Origin of the sequence: Kribbella hippodromi, from assembly GCF_039531045.1 — a bacterium.
Lineage (GTDB): Bacteria > Actinomycetota > Actinomycetes > Propionibacteriales > Kribbellaceae > Kribbella > Kribbella hippodromi.
The window spans coordinates 1-21,708 of sequence record NZ_BAAAPH010000034.1; the positions used below are offsets into that span (position 1 = coordinate 1).

A 21,708-nucleotide genomic window follows, 5' to 3' on the forward strand; every position below is an offset into this window, starting at 1 on the left:
GGGGGTGGGGGGGGGGGGGGGGGGGGGGGGGGGGGGGGGGGGGGGGTTTGGGGGGGGGGTTGTGGGGGCACCGCTGCGGGATGGGTGGAGTTGATCGGATTGCGGAGCCGTGGGGTACGCGGGTGGGGTATGGGGCGGGGGAGCGGTGGCCGGTGCGGGTGGATCAGCGGCTGGATGACGGGTTGACATCGGGCGACGTCGACAAGTGGGTCCAATCGGCGGCGATTCTGCATTCGAATGGTGACGGGCTCGACATCGCGGTGAAGGACGGCCGGATTGTCGGCGTACGCGGACGGGCGATCGATCGCGTCAACCACGGCCGGCTTGGGCCGAAGGATTTGTTCGGTTACCAGGCGAACAACTCCCCGGACCGGCTCACGACGCCGCTAGTACGACGTGACGGCCAACTGGTCGAAACCGACTGGGAAACGGCAATGGCTCTGGTCGCCGGACGGACGAAGGAGCTTCTTGCCGAGCGTGGGCCGAGCTCGATCGGGTTCTACACGACCGGCCAGCTGTTCCTGGAGGAGTACTACACCCTCGCCCTGATCGGCCACGGCGGCATCGGTACCAACCACCTGGACGGCAACACCAGGCTGTGTACGGCGACCGCGGCCGCCGCGTTGAAGGAATCGTTCGCGTGCGACGGTCAGCCAGGCTCGTACACCGATGTCGACCATGCCGACGTGATCGCCCTGTACGGCCACAACATGGCCGAGACCCAGACGGTGCTCTGGTCCCGCATCCTCGACCGGCTGGCCGGCCCGAATCCGCCCAAGATCGTGTGCGTCGATCCGCGGCGTACGCCGGTGGCCGAGGCCGCGACCATCCATCTGGCGCCGAAACCAGGGACGAACGTCGCGATCATGAACGCGATCCTGCACGAGCTGATCGAGAACGACTGGGCCGACCACGAGTACGTCGATCAGCACACGGTCGGGTACGACGAACTCGCGAAGCAGGTCGCGGGCTGTGACCCGGACTGGGCCGCGACGATCTGCGACGTACCGGCGGGGGACATCCGCGACGCGGCACGGTTGCTCGGTACGGCTGAGCGGCTGCTTTCGACTGTGCTGCAAGGCTTCTACCAATCGCACCAAGCGACGGCGGCCGCGGTCCAGGTCAACAATGTCAACCTGATCCGCGGCATGCTCGGCCGCCCCGGCTGCGGGATCCTGCAGATGAACGGTCAGCCGACGGCGCAGAACACCCGCGAGTGTGGTGCGGACGGTGACCTCCCGGGGTTCCGGAACTGGTCGAACGACGACCAGGTCGCCGACCTTGCTCGGATCTGGAACATCGACCCGATGCAGATCCCGCACTACTCCGAGCCGACGCACCTGATGCAGATGCTGCGGTACGTCGAGGACGGATCGGTCCGCTTCCTGTACGTGAGCGGGACGAACCCGGCGGTGTCGCTGCCCGAGCTGAGCCGAATCCGGAAGCTTCTCAGCCAGGAACGGCTCTTCCTGGTGGTGCAGGACATCTTCAGGTCCGAGACCGCCGAGCTGGCCGATGTGGTGTTGCCTGCGGCAACTTGGGGCGAGAAGACCGGCACGTTCACGAACGTGGACCGTACGGTGCATCTCTCGGACCAGGCGGTGGAGCCGCCGGGCGACGCGCGGGCCGATCTGGACATCTTCCTCGACTATGCGCGGCGGTTGGAGCTGAAGGACAAGGACGGTCAGCCGCTGGTGAAGTGGACCGACGCGGAGGGCGCGTTCGAGGCGTGGAAGGAATGCAGCGCGGGACGGCCGTGTGACTACAGCGGGTTGAGCTACCAGAAGTTGCGGGGCGGGAGCGGGATTCAGTGGCCGTGTAATGCGGAGCATCCGGACGGTACGGAGCGCATCTATGTGGATGGTGAGTTCTGGAGTGCACCGTCTTATTGCGAGAGTTACGGCAAGGATCTGGTGACCGGGGCGCCGCTGGAGCCGGTCGAGTACAAGGCGATGAATCCGTCGGGCAAGGCGGTGCTGAAAGCGGCTGAGTACCTGCCAATGCATGAGCCGACGACGCCCGAGTACCCGTACTTGCTGACGACTGGGCGGACGCTCTATCACTTCCACACCCGGACGAAGACAGGCCGGGTACGGCAGTTGCAGGATGCGGCGCCGGAGGTGTGGGTGGAGATGTCGGCGTACGACGCGGAGTTGCACGGGTGGGGCGAAGGCGATTTGCTGCGCGTGCGTACGCCGCGAGGGAGCGTGGAGGCGCGGCTGCGGATCAGCGGGATCCGGCCGTCGACGTTGTTCCTGCCGTTCCACTACGGCTACTGGGATGCGCCGGACAAGGCGCCGGGACAGAACGACGTACCAGGGCGGGCCGCGAACGAGCTGACTGTCACCGACTGGGATCCGTGCTCGAAGCAACCATTGTTCAAGTGCGCGGCGGCACGCGTGGAGCGGATCGCGGTCGGCGACGGCCCGTCCGCGGCTCCGACAACCACCGCCTCCCGGCCGGCGAGCGGCGCGGCGGTACCGCCGACGCGGGGCGGGAAGTCAGCAGAGGTTGTCGAGGACGTGATCGCGCCGGGGAGCACCGAGCGAGCCAGTGCCGGGGGAGCGGAGCGCCGGCGACCCTCGGGGCGCGTAGGGATGGCGGATGCCGAGGGAGGAGTGTGATGACGGGCAAGGTGGGTTTGGCGATTCGGGAGTTGCATCGGGCCGAGAACGACTTGGCCGTGGAGCTGCTGCAGGCGTCCAGCCGGCATAAGGCTGATCACGACATCTTCTACCTCGGCCGCGATCTGGCGGTGTGGTCGCAGGAGCATGTGCGCGAACTGGCGAAACACGGCAAGAACTACGAGGTCGAGCTCGACGCAGAACCTGCGGACGAGCCGGGTCTCTTGGCCGCGGTCCGGCAGAAGGGTGCCGAGCTGATCGGCGGGTACCACGATCCGGCGCTGCTGCTGCTCAAGGACCTTCGCGAGATCCATCGCAAAGCGGCCGGCGTCTCGCTCGATTGGGAGATCTTGGCGCAGACCGCGCAGGCACTGAAGGACTCCGAGCTGCTCACCCTCACCAAGACCTGCCACCCACAAACCCTGCGCCAACTCCGCTGGGCCAACGCCGCCCTCAAAACCAACGCCGCCCAGATCATGGTCGCCCCCTGAACAGTCGAGCGCCCTGAGTCCTGTGCGGTCGCGCGCCGGGTAGTGGTGGCTTACTTGAGTTGGCTGACGAACCAAGGGAAGGACTGGGCGAAGGCGGGGGCGGCGAACTGCCAGACGTGAGTGCCGGGGGAGACGATGAGCTGGGTCTTGATGCCCACCTTGGCCGCGGCGCGGGAGAGGTCGCCGGCTTCGCGGATGTGGATGGTTTCGTGTTTGCTGACCAGGAACAGGCCGGAGACACCGGTGTACGGACCGTGCGCGCGCATCACGGTTTGCGGGTCGTGCAGCGCGCGGTCCTTGGTCGATCCGCCGTACAAGTCGGACAAGGTCTGCTCGGCGTTGCCGCTGTTCGGGGTCAGGTCGCCGGAGATGTCGACGAAGTGGCGGAACACGTCCGGATGTTCGACGACCAGGCTGAGCGCGCAGGTGCCGCCCATCGAGAACCCGGCGACGCCCCAGCGGTTCGGGTCGGCGGTGGTGTCGAAGGTCTTCACGATGTACTCGGGTACGTCCTTGACGAGGTGATCCTCGGCCTGACCGCGCGGGCCGTTGACGCATTCGGTGTCGTTCGAGAAGCCGCCGGTCGCGTCGACGAAGACCAGGATCGGCGCGTACCCGCTGTGCTGCTTCGCGTACGCGTTCGCGGTCTGCACGGCGTTGCCGAGCCGTACCCAATCGGGCGGTCCGCCACGTTCGCCACCGACCAGTTCGACCACCGGGAGCGTACGCCGGAAGGCCGGACCGCGGAACCAGGTCGGCGGGAGGTAGACGAGCTCTTGGCGGTGCTTGAAGCCCGAGTGGGTGGACGGGATCGTGACGCCGACCAGCTTGCCTTCGGGCAGGATGTGACCGTCGGTCGGTGGGTGGTGCTTGACGCTGCTGATCGACGTCACGCCCGGCAGCGGAGTGTGCGTCCAGTCGTCCCAGACCGCGCCGATCGTCGGGTAGTACCCGACGAACTGGTTCACGCCGTTGGCGCAGACGAACGCCGCGAGCAGCGCCGCCACGACGGCCGCACCGCGCCGCCACCACCCGGCGGAGCGCCAGCCGACGGCCAGTACGAGGAGCGCGCCGATCGCGCAACCGGCCCAGATCCAGACGCCGGCGGGGAGCGGGTCCGTGATGCCGAGGAGGCTCGCGCTGTTGCTCGAGAGGATCAGCGTGACGATGACCGCGACGACAACGACAAGCGGCACTCGGCGCAGTCGCCACTGCTGGTCACGCCAGCCGACCGCCAGCAGCAGCATCCCAGCGGCGAGCAGCGCAACGACCAGCGGAAACCAGCCCTTCAACAGGGACACGGTCTGCATTGGCAATCCTTCCCCAGCTCAGGACCGGCACGTCCACTGTAGGTCGCCGGCCGCGCCGCTCAACCGAGGAACACAGGCCAAGCTCAGGTGTCCGCGTGAGTGGGAAGGAACTACAGCGAGATCTCGTACAGGTCGCCGCGGAAGATCGACGTGGTGTGCTCGAACGGAGTGCCGTCTCCGGTTTCCGATGTGACGATGGTCTGCAGGCAGGGGACGGTCGGGTCGATGCCGAGGTGCGCGGCTTCGTCGGGGCGCGGGCAGCGGGTCGAGACGACGATGCCGCGGCGGACCACGTCGATGCCGAACTGGGCGGTCAGCGTGTCGTACAGCGAATGTTCGAGGTTCGCCCCGAGCAACCCCGGGAACGGGCCGGCGTTGAGCGTGGCGACCTCGAAGCCCAGCGGTACGCCGTCGCCGAGCCGGACGCGCTTGATCGAGTACACCGGCGCGCCCTCGCGTACGTCGAACCAGCCGGCCTCCTCGGCGCTGGACGGCCGGACCGCCGCCTCCACCAGCAAGCTGGTCGGCCGGCGGCCGGAGGACCGCATCGCGTCGGTGAAGGACGCCGCGCTGGCGATCATCTTGGTGACGCGGGGATGGGCGACGAAGGTGCCTCGCCCGGGTACGCCGCGGAGCTGGCCGTTCTGGATCAGGATCTGCAGCGCCCGCCGGACCGTCATCGTGGACGCGTCGAACTCGGCCGCGAGCTCCTTCTCGGTCGGAATCCGCGCGCCCGGCTCGAGCGTCGCGATCCGCCCGGACAGGTCCTCAAGGATCTGCTCGTACTTGTGCATGCACGGCCTCCGCACCGTCGGTAACCGAACCAACCCTAGTGCAATTCTAGGTTCAGGCCGCCTTGGCAGCACCCCGGAATCTCTGCTACGGTCAACCAACCCTAGGGTAATCCCGATACACTAGGGAATCGGCGCGGAGGTCGTCATGAAAGCTGCAGGGTTTGTCGTCGCGCTCGCCACGAGCCTGGCGCTGGTGGGCTGTGCGCCCAGCACCGGGTCGAAGGCCGGCGGTTCCGGTGGGGAGCAGGGGAGCGGGAGCGGCACCGTCAAGATGGTGCTGTGGCCCGGGCCGGAGGGCGACGCGATGAGCAAGGTGGTCGACGCGTACAACGCCGGCCAGGGGTCGAAGGACAAGATCAAGGTCGAGATGACCTTGCTGTCCCGGCAGGACACCTTCTCCAAGGAGGCGACCCTGATGGCGGCGAAGTCCAGTCAGCAGGACATCTACTTCGTCGCCAGCTACAACGTCGGCCAGTACGCGAACTCGCTCGACCCGCTGACGTCGGTCGATGCCAGCAACTACTTCCCGGTCGCGGTCGACGGGCTGAAGTACCAGGACAAGCAGTACGCGCTGCCGCTGGATGTCTCGAACCACTTCCTGCTGTACCGCAAGGACCTGGTCGACGCGTTGCTCAGTACGAAGAGCCAATGGCCCGCGTACCAGGCGGTGGCGCAGAAGGCGATCGGCGAGAAGCGCGACCCGAAGCCGGCCGCCGAGTGGGACTGGAACGACTACACCGCGATGGCCGCGTGGTTCAGCAAGACCGCGAACCCGTCCTCGCCGACCCGGTACGGGACGATCCTGCAGGCCAAGAACCTGCTGTACAACACGATGATCTGGGACGACGTGCTCTGGGGTTCGGGCGGTTCGTGGACCACGCCGGACGGGAAGGCCAACCTGGACACGCCCGCGGCGGCCAAGGCGGTCGGGGTCTACAGCACGATCTACAAGAACGGCTGGACGTCGAAGGACAGCTCGCAGGCCGAGTTCCCGGAGACGCAGGCCGCGCTGAAGGCGGGGACGACGGCGTTCGCGCTGCAGTGGTCGGCCGGTTTCGCCGAGCTGAACGACAAGACCAAGTCGCCGCTGGTCGCGGGCAAGATGGCGATCGCGCCGGTACCGGGCCAGAAGACGCACGTGCACGCGCTGGCCGTTGCCCTGAACAAGTACTCGGAGAACAAGGACGCGGCGACCAAGTTCCTGAACTACCTGGCGACCAAGGACGCGATGTCCGCGTACGCCGAGGCCGGTGGGATTCCGGCGATGCCGTCGGTCCTGAAGGACAAGGCGTCGATCAACCCGGCGTTCCCGCAGATCGCTGAGTCGATCGACAAGTACGGCTACTCGGTGCCGGTGTTCCCGAACACCTTCCAGGCGTACAGCAAGATCGCCGAGTCGCTGAGTGGGGCGTGGGTCGGTCAGCAGGACGCCGGTACGGCGCTGAAGACGGCGAACGCGGCGCTCGAGAAGCTGCTCGGCTGAAGGACGATCCGTGAGTACACGATCAACGTCACGCCTGTCGAAATGGGTGCTGGGTTCACCACTGATCATCTTCGCGCTGATCTTCGTGGTGTATCCGGTGTACCAGGGCATCCAGACCGGGTTCTACAGCCTGTCGCTGCAGAACCCGGAGACCCTGTTCACCGGGCTGGAGAACTTCGGCACCGTCCTGACCGATCCCGGGTTCCTCGCGGCCGCGAAGTTCACGCTGCTGTTCGCGCTCGCGGTGACCGCGATCGAGACGGTGCTCGGGTTCGGCCTGGCGTTGCTCGTGAACCGCGAGTTCCCGGGGAAGAAGGTCTTCTTCACCATGCTGCTGGTGCCGATCATGGTCGCGCCGGCGCTGCTCGGCGTGATGTTCCGGCTGCTGCTGAACGGTGACATCGGCCTGGTCCCGGAACTGCTGCGCGGCGTCGGCCTGGACGTCTCGCTGTTCGCACCGAACACGGTCGTCCCGTTGCTGGTCCTGCTGGATGTCCTGCAATGGACGCCGTTCGCGTTCCTGATCATGTACGCGGGCCTGCAATCCTTCCCCAATGACGTGCTGGAGGCCGCGCAGGTCGACGGGGCCGGGCGGTTCCGGACGCTGCGGTCGATCGTGGTGCCGATGATGAAACCGATCATCTTCGCGGCGATCTTCCTCCGGCTGATCGACGCGATCCGGACCTTCGACGTGATCTACGTACTCACCGCGGGCGGCCCGGGCACGAAGACGACCACGATGAGCATCTACATCTACAAGACCGCGTTCGAGTCCGGGCAGTTCGGGCTCGCGGCGGCGGCGTCGACGATCGTGATGGTCGTGCTGATCCCGTTCGTGCCGCTGTTCGTGAAGCGGATCGCCACCCCGAACGGAGCGGCCAAATGATCAAACGCCGGCTCTGGGGTACGACGATCGCGGTCGGCCTGATCGCGATCGTGGTGAACGTCCCGTGGTTCAACACGCTCTTCGTCAGCTTCAAGTCCGACGGCGACATCTCCCGCGGCGCGACCGCGGCCGGTACGCCGACGACCGATCACTACGCGAACGCGCTGGGCGCGGCCGGGTACGACTTCCCGCGGTTCTTCCTGAACTCGGCCCTGATCGCGCTCGGCGCGGTGCTGCTGGTGTTGCTGATCGCGATTCCGAGTACGTACTCGGCGATCCGGCTCGGGTTCGGCGGGCGGTTCATCATGAACGCGTCCAGTGGGTTGCGGTTGCTGCCGGCCATCTTCTTCGCGGTGCCGTACTTCCTGCTGATGTCGAACCTCGGGATGCTCGACACCGTACCCGGGCTGATCCTCGCGAACACGTTCCTGAACTTGCCGTTGGCAATCATCTTGCTGGCGGCCGGGTTCCGGGACGTACCGATCGAGGTGGAGGAGGCGGCGAAGGTCGACGGCGCGAACACGTACCGGATCCTGTACTCGGTCTTGATGCCGATCCTGGCGCCGTCGCTGGTCGCGGTGGCGGTGCTGGTGTTCATCTTCTCCTGGAACGACTACCTGTTCGCGCTCGTGCTGTCGTCGTCGAACGCGACGCCGATCACGCTCGGCGCGGCGAACTTCGTCACCAGTACCGGCATTCGGTGGGGTGACATTTCGGCGACGGCGGTGCTGTCGACGCTGCCGCCGGTGATCTTCGCGGTGTTCGCGCAGCGGTACCTGGTCAGTGGGCTGTCGGCCGGCGCGGTGAAGGGATGAGCGTGATCCTGGCGGCGGACATCGGGGGTACGAAGATCGCCGCGGCGCGGGTTGCTGCCGATGGCGGGCTTGGTGCGGGCATCGTGGAGGTGCCGACGCCGTCGCGGGACGGGGCAGCGAGTGTGGTTGAGGCGACCGTGCGGTTGCTCGATTCGCTGCGTGGGCCTGGGGATGAGGCGGTCGCGATTTCGGCTGCGGGGGTGGTCGATACGGTCGGCGGGACCGTGCTTGGCGCGACGAGCAGCATTGCCGGGTGGGCCGGGACGCGGTTGGGCGAGCTGGTTTCGGCCGGGGTTGGGCTGCCTGCCTGGGTGGTTGGGGACGGCAACGCGTTCGGGCTCGGGTTGGCGCTGGAGTATGGCGCGGTCAATCTGGTGGCGCTGGTCGCGGGGACCGGGATCGGTGGAAGTCTGATTGTCGGCGGCGAGCCGGTGCTTGGTGCGCATCATGCCGGTGGGCATCTTGGGCATGCGGTTGCGCTGGAGGCGGCCGGGATGGTGTGTCCGTGTGGGCGGGTCGGGCATTTGGAGGCCGTTGCCAGTGGCTACGGAATTCTGGCCTGGTATCACGCTCAGGGTGGTGATCCTGGGGTGACTACGACGCGGGAGTTGCTTGATCGGCCCGGGGACGAGGTGGCGCAGGCGGCGTTGGGCGTTGGTGGAAGTGCGTTGGGTGCGGCCGCTGGTGGGTTGGTGAACGCGTTCGATCCGGAGGTTGTGGTGGTCGCGGGCAGTATTGCTCGCGCGGGTGATCCGTGGGAAGCGGGGTTGCGCACGTCGTACACGAACACGCTGATCCCGGCCGTTGCTGGTACGCCGCTCGAGCTATCCACGGCCGGCCCCGAAACCGCACTCCGCGGCGCAGCCCTCCATGCCCGGAAACACCACGGCGCGGCGGCGGGGCAGATTCGGCGTACGGCGTTGGGCGGCCGGAACGAAGAGGAGGGCGGCGCATGAGGGGGCTGGCGTCGATTGCGGGGCAGTTGGTGGTGTCTTGTCAGGCGTACCCGGGGGAGCCGATGCGGTCACCGGTGATCATGGCGGCGGTCGCGCAAGCTGTGGTCGAGGGTGGTGCGAAGGGGATCCGGGCGCAGGGGATCGAGGATCTGAAGGCGATTCGCCCGTTGGTGGACGTGTGTTTGATCGGGCTGGTCAAACGCGGATCGGACGGGGTTTTCATCACGCCGACCGTTGCCGATGCGGTTGACTGTGCGGCCGCTGGTGCGGACATCGTGGCGGTCGACGGCACCCGGCGCGAACGGCCCGACGGGCGACCGCTGGCCGCGTCGATCGAGGCCGTGCACGCGGCGGGTGCCTTGGTGATGGCGGACTGCGGCAGTCTCGACGACGCCCTGTACAGCATCGCGGCCGGCGCCGACTGCGTCGGGACGACCCTCGCCGGGTACACCGGCGAGCGCCCTGTCAGCCGCGGCCCCGACCTCGAACTGCTAGCCGAACTGGTCGCCAACGTCGACGTCCCAGTCATCGCCGAAGGCCGCATCCGCAACCCCGACGATGCACTGGCCTGCCGCAACGCCGGGGCGTACGCGGTGGTGGTCGGTACCGCCATCACCCACCCCACCCGAATCACCCGAACCTTCGCCGACCACCTCTCTCGTTCATCTGAGTGATCACACGCGGTCGTCGTAGAGGACTGGGGTGAGGGGGGTGTCGGCGACCTGGCCGATGACTGCGCCGGGCATCCAGCTGAGGTCGGCCTGCTGGTGGTCGTTGGTTGGTTCGGTGATCCGGATGTCGGCGTCCATGTAGATCACCGTCATCACCCGGCGCGGTTCCGTGCCGCGGTTCGGGCCCGCGTGGTGGAAGGTCCAGCCGCGGTGGAAGGTCGCGTCGCCGAGTGCGAACGGCTCGACCACGTCCTCGAAGTTCTGCTCCGCGACCGCCTGCTTCAGGCGCTCCTCGGACTCGTCGGAGATCGCCAGGTCGCGCCCGTACGCGAAGTTGTGGCTGCCGCGCGCGAACGCCAGCGGCCCCATCTCGAGCGGCGTCTCCTGCAGCGGGAGCCAGATCGTCAGGCACCGGTCGGACGACAGCGGCCAGTAGTACTGGTCGGCGTGCCACGGGGTGATGCCGCCGCTCGGCTCCTTGTACAGCGCCTGGTCGTGGTACAGCCGGACCGCATGTACGCCGAGCAGCCGCGCGGCGATCCCGGCCAGCCGGCGCGAGAACACCAGCTCCTTGACCTTCTCGTTCTCCCGCCACAGGTTTCCGACCTGCAAGAACGCCTTCCCGTACGTGTCACGTTCCGCGAGCGGGAGATCCTGCGTGTTCAGCCGGATCACCTCGGAGGTGATCGTCGGTTCGTACCGCGCGATCGTCTCCGCGTCGAGGACGCCGGACAGGTGGATGAAGCCGTCGCGGTTGAAGTCGGCGGTCGCGGTCGGTGCCAGGCCGTCGTACGGGAGGTCGAGGAGCGAGGCGTCGGTGGTCGTGGTCATGTCGTCGGTACTCCTACCGGTCGGCAGCGGGTTCGATCGCTCCACGATCGCAGCCCGGGACCCGTCACCACCACGCCGCTGGTAACCAGTTCTGGTACTCAGTTGACACTCGGCTAGGCTGACGCGGGTGAAGCCCCGCTACGAGCGGCCCGGGGTGCCGGACGGGTCGACTTTCACCTGCTATGTACGGCGTGAGCGCGCGTTCGGCTTCGAATGGCACTTCCATCAGGAGTACGAGCTCACGCTCATCACGGCGGGATCGGGTACGCGGTATGTCGGTACCATCGTGGAGCGGTACCAGCCGGGCGATCTCGTCCTGCTCGGACCGGAACTCCCACACACGTACGCCTCCGAACCGCCTGAGCTGACTGAACCATCTGAGTCTTCCGGGCCGACCCGGCCGTTCGCCGAAGCGTCCGTGACCCAGTTCCGCCACGACTTCCTCGGCGCGGGCTTCTTCGAGCATCCGCAGTTCCGCCGCGTCGCCGAGCTGCTGGCCCGTTCCGCCCAAGGACTGTGGTTCCACGACACCGGCGTACGCGACCTGATCGCCGCCCTCCCGCGCCTCGAACCGGCCACTCAAACCGTGCAACTACTGGACATCCTGCGCCGGCTCGCCGCCGACACGACCGCGACGCCGATCACCGGGCCGGGCTACACCTCGGCCCCGAGCACGGTGATCCGCGACCGCGTCGACATCGTCTGCCGCGAGCTGCAACTGCGTCACACCGAGGCGGTCACCCAGGAGGAGATCGCCGCCCTCGTCCACATGCCGCCGACCTCGTTCAGCCGCTTCTTCCGCCGCGCGCTCGGCTGTACGTTCACCGAGTACGTCAACCAGCTCCGCATCGAAACCGCCTGCCGCCTCCTCGCCGACACCGCACTCCCGATCACCGAAGTCGCCACCCGCAGCGGCTACCACAACCTCTCCAACTTCAACCGCCGCTTCCGCGAACTCAAACACCTCCGCCCCACGGAGTACCGCGCGGCGTACCCAGCGGCGTAGTTCAAGGTCCGCGTCAAGGCCGCGTCAAAATCTGGATGGTGAGCGTCAAGGGGGCGTCAAGACGCGTGGCTTGACGGCCGGCCGGCGGTTGGCTGGTGGGGTGAAGGTGCTCGAGTTGCCGAAGCGGCTGCTGGTCGGGCGGCCGTTGCGGAGTGAGCGGCTGGGCGAAACGTTGTTGCCGAAGCGGCTCGCGTTGCCGGTGTTCTGCAGCGATCCGCTGTCCTCGAACGCGTACGCCACCGAGGAGATCCTGCTGATGCTCAGCCTGGGTGGCCTGGCGTTGCTGCAGCTGGCCCCTTGGGTGGCGGCGGTGGTGGTCGCGCTGCTGATCGTGGTCGTCGCGTCGTACCGCCAGACCTGCTATGCGTACCCGAGTGGCGGTGGCGCGTACGCCGTCAGCCGCGCGAACCTCGGCCGGAACGCATCCTTGGTCGCGGCGAGCGCACTCCTCGTCGACTACGTGCTGACAGTGGCGGTGTCGGTGGCCGCCGGCGTCCAGAACATCGTGTCCGCGGTCCCGGTACTCGCCCCGCACGCGGTGGCGGTGTCGATCGGCATGATCGCGGTACTCGCGTGGATGAACCTGCGCGGCGTCAAGGAGTCGGGTACGGCGTTCGCGGTGCCCACGTACGGTTTCATCGCGGCGGTGCTGGTGATGATCGTGGTCGGCTTCGTCCGGATCCTCACCGGTGCTCCGGCGCAGGCCGAGTCCGCGCCGTACGGTGTCGTACCGGCGAGCCACGTCACGGGTCTGGCCGTTGTCCTGCTGGCGATGCGTGCCTTCGCCTCCGGGTGTACGGCCCTCACCGGGGTCGAGGCGGTCAGCAACGGCGTGCCGAACTTCAGGCGCCCGAAGAGCCGCAACGCCGCGGACACGCTGGCGATCATGGGCGGCGTGACGGTCGCGATGTTCGCCGGCATCACGGTGCTGGCGCTGACCTCGCACGTACATCTCAGCGACAACCCGGCCCGGCTCACCGGCGCACCGGCCGGGTACCAGCAACGCACGGTGATCGCGCAGGTCGCGGGCGCGGTGTTCGGCGGGTACCACTCGATCGGGTTCTTCGCCGTCCAGACCTTCACGGCGGCGATCCTGGTGCTGGCCGCGAACACGGCCTTCAACGGGTTCCCCATCTTGGCGTCGCTGCTCGGCCACGACGGCTTCCTCCCGCGGCAGTTCTCCCGTCGCGGGGACCGGCTGGTCTTCAGCAACGGCATCGTGATCCTGGCCGCGCTGGCCGGAGTGCTGATCTGGGTCTTCCAGGCCAGTACGACGCGGCTGATCCAGCTGTACATCATCGGGGTCTTCGTGTCGTTCACGCTCAGCCAGGCCGGGATGGTCGTGCACTGGACCCGCAGCCTGCGCGAACCGTCGGCGACGGTGTCGATGCACCGGTCCCGGGCGATCAACGCGTTCGGAGCGGTCTTCACCGCGGTGGTTTTGGTGATCGTGCTGATCACCAAGTTCACCCACGGAGCCTGGATCGTGGTGCTCGCGATGCCGGCGGTCTTCCTGCTGATGAAGGGCATCCGGCGGGACTACGACCGCGTCGAAGCCGAGTTGCGCCCACGGCCCGGTGGGGTGGCGCTGCCGCCGCGGGTGTTCGCGATCGTGCTGGTTTCCAAGCTGCACACCCCGACCCTGCGGGCGCTCGCGTACGCCCGCGCGACCCGTCCGACCACGCTGACCGCGATCACGGTCGCCACCGACCAGGACGCCTCCGACGCATTGCTGCGGGAGTGGTCCGAGCGGGCCATCCCAGTACCGTTGAAGGTGCTGCACTCGCCGTACCGCGATGTGACCGGACCAGTGCTCGAGTACGTGAAGGACATCCGCCGGGGCAGCCCGCGCGACCTGGTCGCCGTGTTCATTCCGGAGTACGTGGTGGGGCACTGGTGGGAGGCGTTCCTGCACAACCAGAGCGCGCTGCGGCTGAAGGCGCACTTGCTGTTCCAGACCGGGGTGATGGTCATCAACGTGCCGTGGCAGCTCGCCTCGACCGGAGAGCCCGGCGCCGGGGCACCGTGATCCTGTGCACAGGGCACCGTGGTCCTGTGCAAAGGGCACCGTGATCCTGGGCAAAGTCGTGTCACAGTGGTGCTGTGGTGCAGATCAGCCGGGCGGAACCCGCCGGCCGCTCACCCGGCCGGATCGTCTCGGCCCGGCACGGCCGCCGGGTCCGGTTGTGGACCGGGCTGGCGCTGGTGGTCGGGTGCCTGCCCGCGCTGACGGTCGCGCTGGTTCCGGTCCGGGACCGGCTCGCGCTCGCGAGCGTCCTGCTGCTGTACCTGCTGCTCGTCGTACTGATCGCCGTGGCCGGCGGTGTCCTGCCCGCGGTCGTGGCCGCGCTCGGATCGGTGCTGCTGGCGAACTTCTACTTCACCACGCCGTACCACACGTTCGCGGTGCAGCAGCGGGACAGCATCATCGCGCTCCTGGTGTTCGTGATCGTCGCGGTGACCGTCAGCGTCACGGTCGATCTCGCCACCAGCCGCCGGATCGCGGCCGCCCGCAGCCGGAGCGAGGCCGAGGTGCTGGCCCGCCTGACCAGCGAGCCGGTCACCGACGACTCGCTCGGTGCCGTCCTCGAGGAGGTCCGCGGGACGTTCGGGATGACCTCGGTCGCGCTGATCGAGCGCCGGGCCGAGGGTGACCGCGTCGCCGCCCGCGCGGGACCGGCGCTGCGTGGGCATCCGGTGCTGTCCGTAGCGGCCCGCGACGACCTGCTGCTGATCGCCGAAGGGCCCGAACTCTTCGCGGAGGACCGGAAGCTGCTGACCCGGCTGGCCGGCGCGGCCGCCCGCGCCTGGGAAGATCAGCAGCTGGCCGGCGAGGCCGCTCAGGCCCGCCAGCTCGCGGAGGTCGACAAGCTGCGCGCCGCCCTGCTGGCGGCGGTCGGGCACGACCTCCGGACGCCGTTGTCCGGGATCAAAGCGGCGGTGTCCAGCCTTCGCCAGGAGGACGTTGCCTGGAGCCGGGACGAGCAGCGCGAGCTCCTGGCGACGATCGAGGAATCCGCCGACCGGCTCGACGACCTGATCGCCAACCTGCTCGCGATGAGCCGGCTGCAGGCCGGTGCGCTGAGCGTCGATGCACGTCCGGTGCTGCTCGACGAGGTCGTCGGCAAGGCGCTGGTCGGCGTACCACCCGACGCGGTCACGGTCGACGTACCGGATGATCTTCCGCTCGTCCTCGCGGATGCCGGATTGCTCGAACGGGTGATCGCGAACCTGGTCGACAATGCGCGTCGGTACAGTCCGGATGCGGTTCGCGTCAACGCTTCGCCCGCGGGTGGTGCCGTACGCATCAACGTGGTCGACAGCGGTCCGGGCGTACCCGCGGTGGACTTCGACCGGATGTTCACGCCGTTCCAGCGGCTCGGGGACAATCCCGCGGACGGTGGCGTCGGTCTCGGTCTGGCGATTGCCCGCGGCTTCACCGACGCGATGGCGGGAACGCTGACGCCCGCGCCGACACCTGGTGGCGGGCTGACCATGACGATCACGTTGCCGGTGGCGCCATGACCCGCGTACTGATCGTTGACGACGACCGCCAGCTCCTCCGCGCACTGGCGATCAACCTGCGCGCCCGCCGGTACGACGTCGACACCGCCGCCGACGGCACCTCCGCCCTCGCGACCGCCGGCACCCGGCCGCCGGATCTCGTCATTCTGGACCTCGGCCTGCCCGATCTCGACGGTGTGGAGGTCGTGCATGGCCTGCGGGGCTGGTGTGCCGCGCCGATCATCGTGCTCTCCGCTCGCGAGGCCCAGGCCGACAAGGTCGCCGCACTCGACGCCGGTGCGGACGACTACGTCACCAAACCGTTCGGGATGGATGAACTCCTCGCCCGGCTGCGGGCGGCCCTCCGACGGACGCAACCCGACGCCGGTACGCCCGTGATCGTTCGGACCGATGCCTTCAGCATCGACCTGGCTGCCAGGCGGGTGAGTACGAGCGCTGGCGACGTACGGCTCACGCCCACCGAATGGAGCCTGCTCGAAATCCTCGTCCGGAACGCGGGCAAACTCGTCAGCCAGAAACAACTCCTGCACGACGTCTGGGGCGCCGGGTACGAGGCCGAGACCAACTACCTCCGGGTCTACCTGGCCCAGCTGCGCCGCAAACTGGAGCTCGATCCGGCCCGGCCCACCCACCTGATCACCGAGCCGGGCATGGGCTACCGCTTCCAGCCGTGATTCGCCGGCTTGTTCAGGTAGACGGCCGCGGCCGTGAGGGCGATGGTGCGGGCGGCGTGGGCGATTTGCCAGTGGTCGCGGGTCTGGGACCAGTTTGCTGGTGGGGTGCTCGGGTTCCAGGTCAGCTGTTCGAGGTTGATCGGGCCGTTGACGGCGATCGTGATGACGACGGCGACGAGGATCAGCGCGAGAGCGATCACGGGTGGGCGGATCAGGTGGCGCTCGTGTTTGTACGCCTTGATGGTCAGCGTGATCACGGACGCGAGGGTGAGCACGGAGATCAGGCCGATGAACCAGGTGAAGGGTCGGTACTCGGCCTGGCGAAGGCGGACGTAGCCGGGACCGTCGAGGTCGCGGGATGCCAGTTCAAGGACGAGAACAGTCAGCGCGACGCCCGCAAGCAGAGCACTACACAAGCCCGCCACAGCCCGAGCCCTGCCAAGCACCACATCCGTCCTCATAAACCAGCCCTCCACCCCGAGGCTACTGCCGTTCTCCAGACGAGCCGGCGGACGGGGTGAAGCTACTAACAGGCAGCAGGCAGCAGGCAGCAGGCTTGCGGACGAGCGGACGAGCGGACGAGCGGACGAGCGGACGAGCCGACGAGCCGACGAGCCGACCAGCGGAGGAGCCGGGGGAGCGGACGAGCGAACAAGCGAACGAGCGGATGAGTGGATGAGTGGACGAGCCGGGGGAGCGGACGGGCGAACGAGCGGGGGAGCCGACGAGCGGACCAGCGGACCAGCGGAGGAGCCGGGGGAGCGGACGAGCGAACAAGCGAACGAGCGGATGAGTGGATGAGTGGACGAGCCGGGGGAGCGGACGGGCGGGGGAGCCGACGAGCGGACCAGCGAACGAGCGGATGAGCGGACGAGCAGGCGGGCGGGCAGCTGACGAGCCGAAGGAGCTGACGAGCCGAAGGAGCTGACGAGCCGAAGGAGCGGAGGAGCCGGAGGAGCGGGGAGCCCACGAGCGGGGAGCCGATGAACGGGGAGCCGATGAACGGGGAGCCGACGAGCAGGCGGGCCGGGGGAGCGGACGAGGAGCGGGCGGGGAGTGGGTTGGGTTATTGGGTTGGGTGGAGGAGTTGGGCCAGGTCGGGTGGGGTGGGGAGTTGTTGGGTGAGGCCGATGGAGGCGCGGCCGGTGTTGCCTTCGGGGTAGCGGCCGGTGAGGGAGCCGGGGGCGGCGACCACGATGCGTACGACCTGGCCGAGCGCCTCGCGGCGATCGCGTTGCTGCACGGCCAGGACGAACATGCTGACGTGATTACGCGTATGCAGCCAAGGATCCGGCTGGGACAAAATGTGCGCCCGCTCCAGATGCCCCCACCGCGCCGCGGGATCAGCCGCGATCTTCGCCGCCCGCATCTCCTCGTAGTAACGGGCCCGAGCAGCCACCGGAATACGCGACATCGGTTGTCCTCTCGGCTCGGGTTAACCAATCCTGAATAGACCATATCATCGTCAAACGGCGATGAATACGCCATCGGCTGCCGAAGATGAGGTTGCCGCTGGATGTCAGCCCAGCCCCGCCCAGCCCATCCCCGCCCGCCCGCCGAGTCTCGCTCAGTTCTGCGGTGGTGATCTTCCCCAAACCGGTTTGGGGAAGATCGCCACCACGACTGGGGAGTACGACTGTCCGATCAGGGGGGTGCGACTCCCCAAACCGGTTTGGGCGCGGGGGCGGAGGGGTGATCGGGTTGTGGGGTGGATGGTGTGCGGGCGGACAGGAGGTGTGGGTTGGGTGGGTAGTGCACTTGAGCGTGGGAGTGCTTGGGTGTACGGCGTCTCGCAGGTGTACTACCTGTCGAGCTGCGGATCCTTCGGTGCGAGGGCGGCTGGTTGGTGGCGCGGGCGCGGTCGGTACCTGATGCGTGACGTCGGATACGCGCCCGGTGTGCTCAAGCCGGCGGACCGTGGACACTGGAGGGGGCCGTGGACAGGTCAGCAGGTGTCCGCGGTCTCGATCAGATGTTCAAGGTCCCCGGGGGCTGGAGCGCGCGGTGCATCGCGCTCCGGGTGAGGGGTGCGGGCGCGGCGGTGGGTTCAGGTGGGTGTTGGTGAGGTCAGGTCGTAGACGGTTGTGCCGCTGATGGTTGTGGGTTGGTAGGTGGTTCGGACCCAGGTCGCGATTGCGTTGGGGAGGCTGACGCCGTCGATGAAGTAGCGGATCTGGTTCGAGGCGATCAAGTGCTGGAAGTCGGTGAGGGTTGGCGTCGGGTTCGTGCCGTTGAAGCCGCCGATCGCGATCACCGGGCGGCCGGTCGCGAGTTCGAGCGGTGCGGCGGTGTGGGCGCTGACGGCCGCGGCGGCCCAGGTGTAGCCGGAAGCGCCGTCCAGCAAAGCGGTCAGCTCGGCGGGTACCTGGCTGGTCGCGGTCCCACTGATCAGAGCTCCGCTGCGCCCCCCGCCACTGCTGCTCGTGGGACCGGCGGTCGGCATCGTCCCGCCTTTGCGGACGCTGATCGTTTGGATCGAGTAGGTCAGCGGCCCGGCCAGTGCGGTGCCGACGAGGAGCCCGGCCGTCAGTACGCGAAACTGCGATGAGTTGACGAGCAGCAGTCCGGCGGCGAGTACGCCGATGGTCAGGACTGCGTACGGGAGCGCGCCGGTCGATGCCCGTGACAACAGTCCGAAGCTGATGCCCGCGGTCAGCAAAGCACCGCCGCTCAGGGCCGCGCGAGCGATCAGCTCGTCCCGACGGCTCCAGAGCAGGACGAGTCCGGCCCCGCTCAGCGCCGCGATCGGCGGCGCCAGCGCGATCATGTAATAGCTGTGAACGGTCCCATCCATCAGCACGAACACCGCGCCGGTCACCACCAACCAGCCCGCCCACAACACGACGAAGGCGCGCCGCCCAGACCGGTCCACGCCTGCACCAAAAGCCGCTTGCTGCGCCACAGCGCCGCGGGCCCCTCGTCCACCACGCATGACCAGCAGCGCAACCGCCGAGATCAGTGCCACTGGCAACAACCACAGGATCTGACCGGCGTACTCCGGGTCCAGCAGCCGCTGCAAGCCGGTGGCTTCCGCGCCTGGACCGGATCGGGCCGCGCTCCCGCTCAACCTGCTCAGCCCGTTGTACCCCAGCGCCAGCTCGACAATGCTGTTGGTCCTAGAGCCCCCGATGTACGGTCGCGCCGACGCCGGCATCAGCTCCACAATCGCGATCCACCACCCTCCGCCCAAGACCATCGCAATCCCGGCAAGAGCGGTGTTGCGTACACGTACCCAAACGCCCTTCCGGCCGGCCAGCAGGTACGCGAACGCCAGTGCGGGCAGGACCAGGAACGCCTGCGTCATCTTGGTAAGAAACGCGAAGCCGACCAGCGCCCCGGCCAGCACCATCCAGCGCGCCGGGTGGTGCTCCGACGAGATCGCGCGCGTCACCGCGTACGCGGCCGAGGTCAGCAGCAGGACCAGCAACGCATCCGGATTGTTGAACCGGAACATCAGCACCGAAACCGGCGTCACCGCCATGATCACGCCCGCGAGCAACGCCGCCGGCGCGGAGAACCAGCGGCGTACGCACGCGTACAACAATGCCACCGTGCCGACACCCATCAATGCCTGCGGCAACAACATGCTCCAGCTGCTGAACCCGAACAACCGCGCGGACAACCCCATCACCCACAGCGCGCCCGGTGTCTTGTCGACCGTGATGAAACCGGGCGCGTCGAAAGCCGCGAAGAACCAGGCTTTCCAGCTGATCGCACCGGCTTGGACGGCGGCCGCGTAGTACTCGTTCGCGAAACCGTTCCGGAACAATCCCCAGAGATAGCCGATGGCGGTCAGAAGGAGGAGAGCGACGTACGCCGCTTTGGTGGCACGGATTGTCATCCGTTGATGCTGTTGGTTAATCCTGAGCGCGACCTCCGGCTTACCTGGCAGCCGGCTGGCAGTTCACTGTCGAGCATTGCTCACTTTCGGCCCCGGCGGGCGGTGGTCCGGGACACGCCGGCGATCGCGTTCAGCCGGAGCGGCGCGCCGGAGTCGCGGATCTCGGCCAGTGTCGGGCAGATCCAGCCGCCCTCGTCGAACTCGTTCCAGGCGTAGATCAGGGCCGTGTTGGCGGCGGTGTTCGCCGGGTGCGCCTTGGTCCAGCTGGCCGCCGCGCCGAGGTGGGACGCGATCTGGGCCGGCGTCGCCTGCTGCGTCCAGGTGTCCTTGAAGCCTGTGTAGTCAGGCTCCCAGGACACCGGATAGTCGTACCGCGGGCGCTTGTCCCAGCCGGTGCTCACGGTCGGGATGACCTGGCCGGCCGCGGTCGCGTACTGGGCCCACAACCCGCTTTCGGCGGCGGCGAGATTGGAGTACGGGGCGCCGCTCATCGAACCGGTCGCGTACCGGCTGACCGCGTCGGCGCCGACCGTGGTCTTCAGATCAGCGGCGCCCTGCGCGGTCCAACCCATCACCACGACGTACGGATCGGGCACCCCGAGCTCGGCCGCCTTGGCGCGGAGCTTCGCGACCTTGTCAGCGTCCGCGCCGGACAGGAAGTAGACCAGCGGCCGCCCACCGAGCACCTTTTGGTAGTTGGAATCACCGAAATGCGACGCCAGCACAGGGAGATTCGTATCGAACGTGCCGGTGAAGTTCCCGTCCAGGATCGCGCACCATTTCACGTCGTTCTTGTAGGCGCTGGAGAAGTACAGGTTCCGGGCCGCCGACAGCGGGGCTTGCGGATAGTAGACGAACGCCCAGTAGTCGATTCCGGCCGCAGCCGCGTAATGAATCTCCTGATCCATCACACTTTGCACCGCGCCGTTGGTATTCACCGACTCGGTCACCTCGACACTGAGATTGCGGATGTACAGATCCGAAGTCAGCGATTCGTTGGTCCGCAGGGAAAGCCGGTCGAAAGAGGTCATTGCCCCCAGCACGGCACGTGATTGGCCCGGCGGACGCCGTCGACAAAGATGTCCACCCACGGCGTCGCGCCCTGCGGCGGCGCCGGATCCGCAATCACCTTCAGCGAATACCAGGTGTCGTCGGCAACGGTCTGCAGTACCTTCCAGGTCCCGTCTGTTGCGCGGTACACCAATTGCGTACCCGTCGCGTCGGAACGAGTCGCGATGTCGACCGCCGCGCTCGAACCACTGACCAGAATGGCGCGGGACCATCGCCCGGCGACCGGCTCCTTCCAGTCCCACTCCACCGTGACAGCACGCGACTGCGGCGTGAACGGACGCGACAGCTCGGTCAGCTGCGTCGTCGACTCGTCGTGCAGGAGCGTCTGCGCCGGCTCGTCGACGAGTACGCGATTGGGCACCGTGATCGTGGTGTAGTACGGCAACCGGAACTCGTACTTCTGCGGCGACAACGTCCGGTTCACCTGGCTTCCGACCGCCCAGTCACTGCCTACCCACGCATCCCAGCGAATCGCCCCGAGCAGCAGCTTCGCGCCCGCGGCCTCCGCCGTCCCGCTCGGCAAACCCAGCGCCACCGCACCCGACGCCAAAGCCGCCACCCGCAAGACATCCCGTCGACTCGGTCCACCATCAACCATGGCCCAACCTCCAACGATCCGGCACCCCACTTGGTGCGAAGGACCCTAGTCGGGGCATAACCTGGCGGCGCAGGGCTCGGATTGGGCGAAACCCGGACGATGTTGACGAACCCAGGTGTTGGAGTCGACCGC

19 protein-coding genes are annotated in these 21,708 nt (G+C 67.8%); 11 read left to right on the forward strand and 8 right to left on the reverse strand.

What is annotated here, in order from left to right; genetic code table 11:
* Positions 1-80 precede the first annotated feature (80 nt).
* Entirely contained in the window at positions 81-2,624 is a 2,544-nt protein-coding gene (locus ABD260_RS34940; RefSeq protein ID WP_344240798.1) for a molybdopterin oxidoreductase family protein, read from the forward strand.
* On the forward strand, positions 2,624-3,115 hold the full coding sequence (locus ABD260_RS34945; protein ID WP_344240800.1) for a hypothetical protein: 492 nt from the start codon (positions 2,624-2,626) through the stop codon (positions 3,113-3,115). Before ABD260_RS34940 ends, ABD260_RS34945 begins: the two co-directional genes overlap by 1 nt.
* A gap of 50 nt (positions 3,116-3,165) precedes the next feature.
* Here the strand turns inward: ABD260_RS34945 and ABD260_RS34950 are convergent, their stop codons facing one another.
* Together ABD260_RS34950 and ABD260_RS34955 are read right to left on the reverse strand one after the other, a co-directional pair.
* Positions 3,166-4,425 carry an alpha/beta hydrolase gene (locus ABD260_RS34950; RefSeq protein ID WP_344240801.1) on the reverse strand — a complete coding sequence of 420 codons (1,260 nt, stop codon included), beginning with the start codon at positions 4,423-4,425 and terminating at the stop codon, positions 3,166-3,168.
* A gap of 110 nt (positions 4,426-4,535) precedes the next feature.
* A complete protein-coding gene (locus ABD260_RS34955; protein ID WP_344240803.1) occupies positions 4,536-5,219 on the reverse strand; it encodes a GntR family transcriptional regulator in 684 nt (227 codons plus the stop codon).
* Between the two features lie 145 nt (positions 5,220-5,364).
* Here ABD260_RS34955 and ABD260_RS34960 point away from each other — a divergent pair, with 145 nt between their 5' ends.
* Genes ABD260_RS34960 through ABD260_RS34980 form a run of 5 tightly spaced genes read left to right on the forward strand, consistent with a single transcriptional unit; the run spans position 5,365 to position 10,033 of the window.
* Positions 5,365-6,702 carry an ABC transporter substrate-binding protein gene (locus ABD260_RS34960; RefSeq protein WP_344240805.1) on the forward strand — a complete coding sequence of 446 codons (1,338 nt, stop codon included), beginning with the start codon at positions 5,365-5,367 and terminating at the stop codon, positions 6,700-6,702.
* A 10-nt stretch (positions 6,703-6,712) separates the two neighbouring features.
* Positions 6,713-7,588 carry a carbohydrate ABC transporter permease gene (locus tag ABD260_RS34965; RefSeq protein ID WP_344240807.1) on the forward strand — a complete coding sequence of 292 codons (876 nt, stop codon included), beginning with the start codon at positions 6,713-6,715 and terminating at the stop codon, positions 7,586-7,588.
* Positions 7,585-8,403 carry a carbohydrate ABC transporter permease gene (locus ABD260_RS34970; protein ID WP_344240809.1) on the forward strand — a complete coding sequence of 273 codons (819 nt, stop codon included), beginning with the start codon at positions 7,585-7,587 and terminating at the stop codon, positions 8,401-8,403. The genes ABD260_RS34965 and ABD260_RS34970 overlap by 4 nt, the downstream gene beginning before the upstream one ends.
* A complete protein-coding gene (locus tag ABD260_RS34975) occupies positions 8,400-9,359 on the forward strand; it encodes an ROK family protein (RefSeq protein WP_344240811.1) in 960 nt (319 codons plus the stop codon). The genes ABD260_RS34970 and ABD260_RS34975 overlap by 4 nt, the downstream gene beginning before the upstream one ends.
* On the forward strand, positions 9,356-10,033 hold the full coding sequence (locus ABD260_RS34980) for an N-acetylmannosamine-6-phosphate 2-epimerase (protein WP_344240813.1): 678 nt from the start codon (positions 9,356-9,358) through the stop codon (positions 10,031-10,033). The genes ABD260_RS34975 and ABD260_RS34980 overlap by 4 nt, the downstream gene beginning before the upstream one ends.
* Here the strand turns inward: ABD260_RS34980 and ABD260_RS34985 are convergent, their stop codons facing one another.
* Positions 10,034-10,861, reverse strand: coding sequence for a phytanoyl-CoA dioxygenase family protein (locus ABD260_RS34985; RefSeq protein ID WP_344240815.1), 828 nt, complete (start codon positions 10,859-10,861; stop codon positions 10,034-10,036). It lies immediately after the preceding gene.
* Positions 10,862-10,988: 127 nt separating this feature from the next.
* On the opposite strand from ABD260_RS34985, the gene ABD260_RS34990 reads away from it, so the two are divergent.
* The 4 genes from ABD260_RS34990 to ABD260_RS35005 all read left to right on the forward strand — a co-directional run bounded on the left by ABD260_RS34990 (position 10,989) and on the right by ABD260_RS35005 (position 16,066).
* Positions 10,989-11,867: an AraC family transcriptional regulator gene (locus tag ABD260_RS34990; RefSeq protein ID WP_344240817.1), complete on the forward strand. Its 879-nt coding sequence runs from the start codon at positions 10,989-10,991 to the stop codon at positions 11,865-11,867.
* 100 nt (positions 11,868-11,967) lie between these two features.
* Positions 11,968-13,896 carry an APC family permease gene (locus ABD260_RS34995; RefSeq protein ID WP_344240819.1) on the forward strand — a complete coding sequence of 643 codons (1,929 nt, stop codon included), beginning with the start codon at positions 11,968-11,970 and terminating at the stop codon, positions 13,894-13,896.
* A 74-nt stretch (positions 13,897-13,970) separates the two neighbouring features.
* Complete coding sequence (locus tag ABD260_RS35000) at positions 13,971-15,392, forward strand: sensor histidine kinase (protein ID WP_344240821.1); 1,422 nt, start codon at positions 13,971-13,973, stop codon at positions 15,390-15,392.
* Positions 15,389-16,066, forward strand: coding sequence for a response regulator (locus ABD260_RS35005; protein WP_344240823.1), 678 nt, complete (start codon positions 15,389-15,391; stop codon positions 16,064-16,066). The genes ABD260_RS35000 and ABD260_RS35005 overlap by 4 nt, the downstream gene beginning before the upstream one ends.
* Here ABD260_RS35005 and ABD260_RS35010 read toward each other — a convergent pair.
* The 5 genes from ABD260_RS35010 to ABD260_RS35030 all read right to left on the reverse strand — a co-directional run bounded on the left by ABD260_RS35010 (position 16,048) and on the right by ABD260_RS35030 (position 21,576).
* Positions 16,048-16,527: an anthrone oxygenase family protein gene (locus ABD260_RS35010; RefSeq protein ID WP_344240825.1), complete on the reverse strand. Its 480-nt coding sequence runs from the start codon at positions 16,525-16,527 to the stop codon at positions 16,048-16,050. The two genes, ABD260_RS35005 and ABD260_RS35010, sit on opposite strands and share 19 nt — an antisense overlap.
* Before the next feature lie 605 nt (positions 16,528-17,132).
* Positions 17,133-17,480 carry a DUF3703 domain-containing protein gene (locus tag ABD260_RS35015; RefSeq protein ID WP_344240827.1) on the reverse strand — a complete coding sequence of 116 codons (348 nt, stop codon included), beginning with the start codon at positions 17,478-17,480 and terminating at the stop codon, positions 17,133-17,135.
* Between the two features lie 633 nt (positions 17,481-18,113).
* Positions 18,114-19,907, reverse strand: coding sequence for a glycosyltransferase family 39 protein (locus ABD260_RS35020; protein ID WP_344240829.1), 1,794 nt, complete (start codon positions 19,905-19,907; stop codon positions 18,114-18,116).
* Positions 19,908-19,987: 80 nt separating this feature from the next.
* The gene (locus ABD260_RS35025; protein ID WP_344240831.1) at positions 19,988-20,938 is read right to left on the reverse strand and encodes a glycoside hydrolase family 71/99 protein; all 951 of its coding nucleotides are present in this window, start codon (positions 20,936-20,938) and stop codon (positions 19,988-19,990) included.
* Positions 20,935-21,576 (reverse strand): hypothetical protein, encoded by a 642-nt coding sequence (locus ABD260_RS35030; protein WP_344240833.1) that lies wholly within the window; start codon positions 21,574-21,576, stop codon positions 20,935-20,937. Before ABD260_RS35030 ends, ABD260_RS35025 begins: the two co-directional genes overlap by 4 nt.
* Positions 21,577-21,708 lie beyond the last annotated feature (132 nt).

Excerpts from the sequence above, each read along its gene's own strand:
- ABD260_RS35005 (WP_344240823.1), top strand. The coding sequence starts at position 15,389 with ATGACCCGCGTACTGATCGTTGACGACGACCGCCAGCTCCTCCGCGCA.
- ABD260_RS34970 (WP_344240809.1), top strand. The coding sequence starts at position 7,585 with ATGATCAAACGCCGGCTCTGGGGTACGACGATCGCGGTCGGCCTGATC.
- ABD260_RS34945 (WP_344240800.1), top strand. The coding sequence starts at position 2,624 with ATGACGGGCAAGGTGGGTTTGGCGATTCGGGAGTTGCATCGGGCCGAG.
- ABD260_RS34985 (WP_344240815.1), bottom strand. The coding sequence starts at position 10,861 with ATGACCACGACCACCGACGCCTCGCTCCTCGACCTCCCGTACGACGGC.
- ABD260_RS35030 (WP_344240833.1), bottom strand. The coding sequence starts at position 21,576 with ATGGTTGATGGTGGACCGAGTCGACGGGATGTCTTGCGGGTGGCGGCT.
- ABD260_RS34955 (WP_344240803.1), bottom strand. The coding sequence starts at position 5,219 with ATGCACAAGTACGAGCAGATCCTTGAGGACCTGTCCGGGCGGATCGCG.
- ABD260_RS34940 (WP_344240798.1), top strand. The coding sequence starts at position 81 with ATGGGTGGAGTTGATCGGATTGCGGAGCCGTGGGGTACGCGGGTGGGG.
- ABD260_RS34960 (WP_344240805.1), top strand. The coding sequence starts at position 5,365 with ATGAAAGCTGCAGGGTTTGTCGTCGCGCTCGCCACGAGCCTGGCGCTG.
- ABD260_RS34950 (WP_344240801.1), bottom strand. The coding sequence starts at position 4,425 with ATGCAGACCGTGTCCCTGTTGAAGGGCTGGTTTCCGCTGGTCGTTGCG.
- ABD260_RS34980 (WP_344240813.1), top strand. The coding sequence starts at position 9,356 with ATGAGGGGGCTGGCGTCGATTGCGGGGCAGTTGGTGGTGTCTTGTCAG.
- ABD260_RS35015 (WP_344240827.1), bottom strand. The coding sequence starts at position 17,480 with ATGTCGCGTATTCCGGTGGCTGCTCGGGCCCGTTACTACGAGGAGATG.
- ABD260_RS35010 (WP_344240825.1), bottom strand. The coding sequence starts at position 16,527 with ATGAGGACGGATGTGGTGCTTGGCAGGGCTCGGGCTGTGGCGGGCTTG.
- ABD260_RS34975 (WP_344240811.1), top strand. The coding sequence starts at position 8,400 with ATGAGCGTGATCCTGGCGGCGGACATCGGGGGTACGAAGATCGCCGCG.
- ABD260_RS35020 (WP_344240829.1), bottom strand. The coding sequence starts at position 19,907 with ATGACAATCCGTGCCACCAAAGCGGCGTACGTCGCTCTCCTCCTTCTG.
- ABD260_RS35025 (WP_344240831.1), bottom strand. The coding sequence starts at position 20,938 with ATGACCTCTTTCGACCGGCTTTCCCTGCGGACCAACGAATCGCTGACT.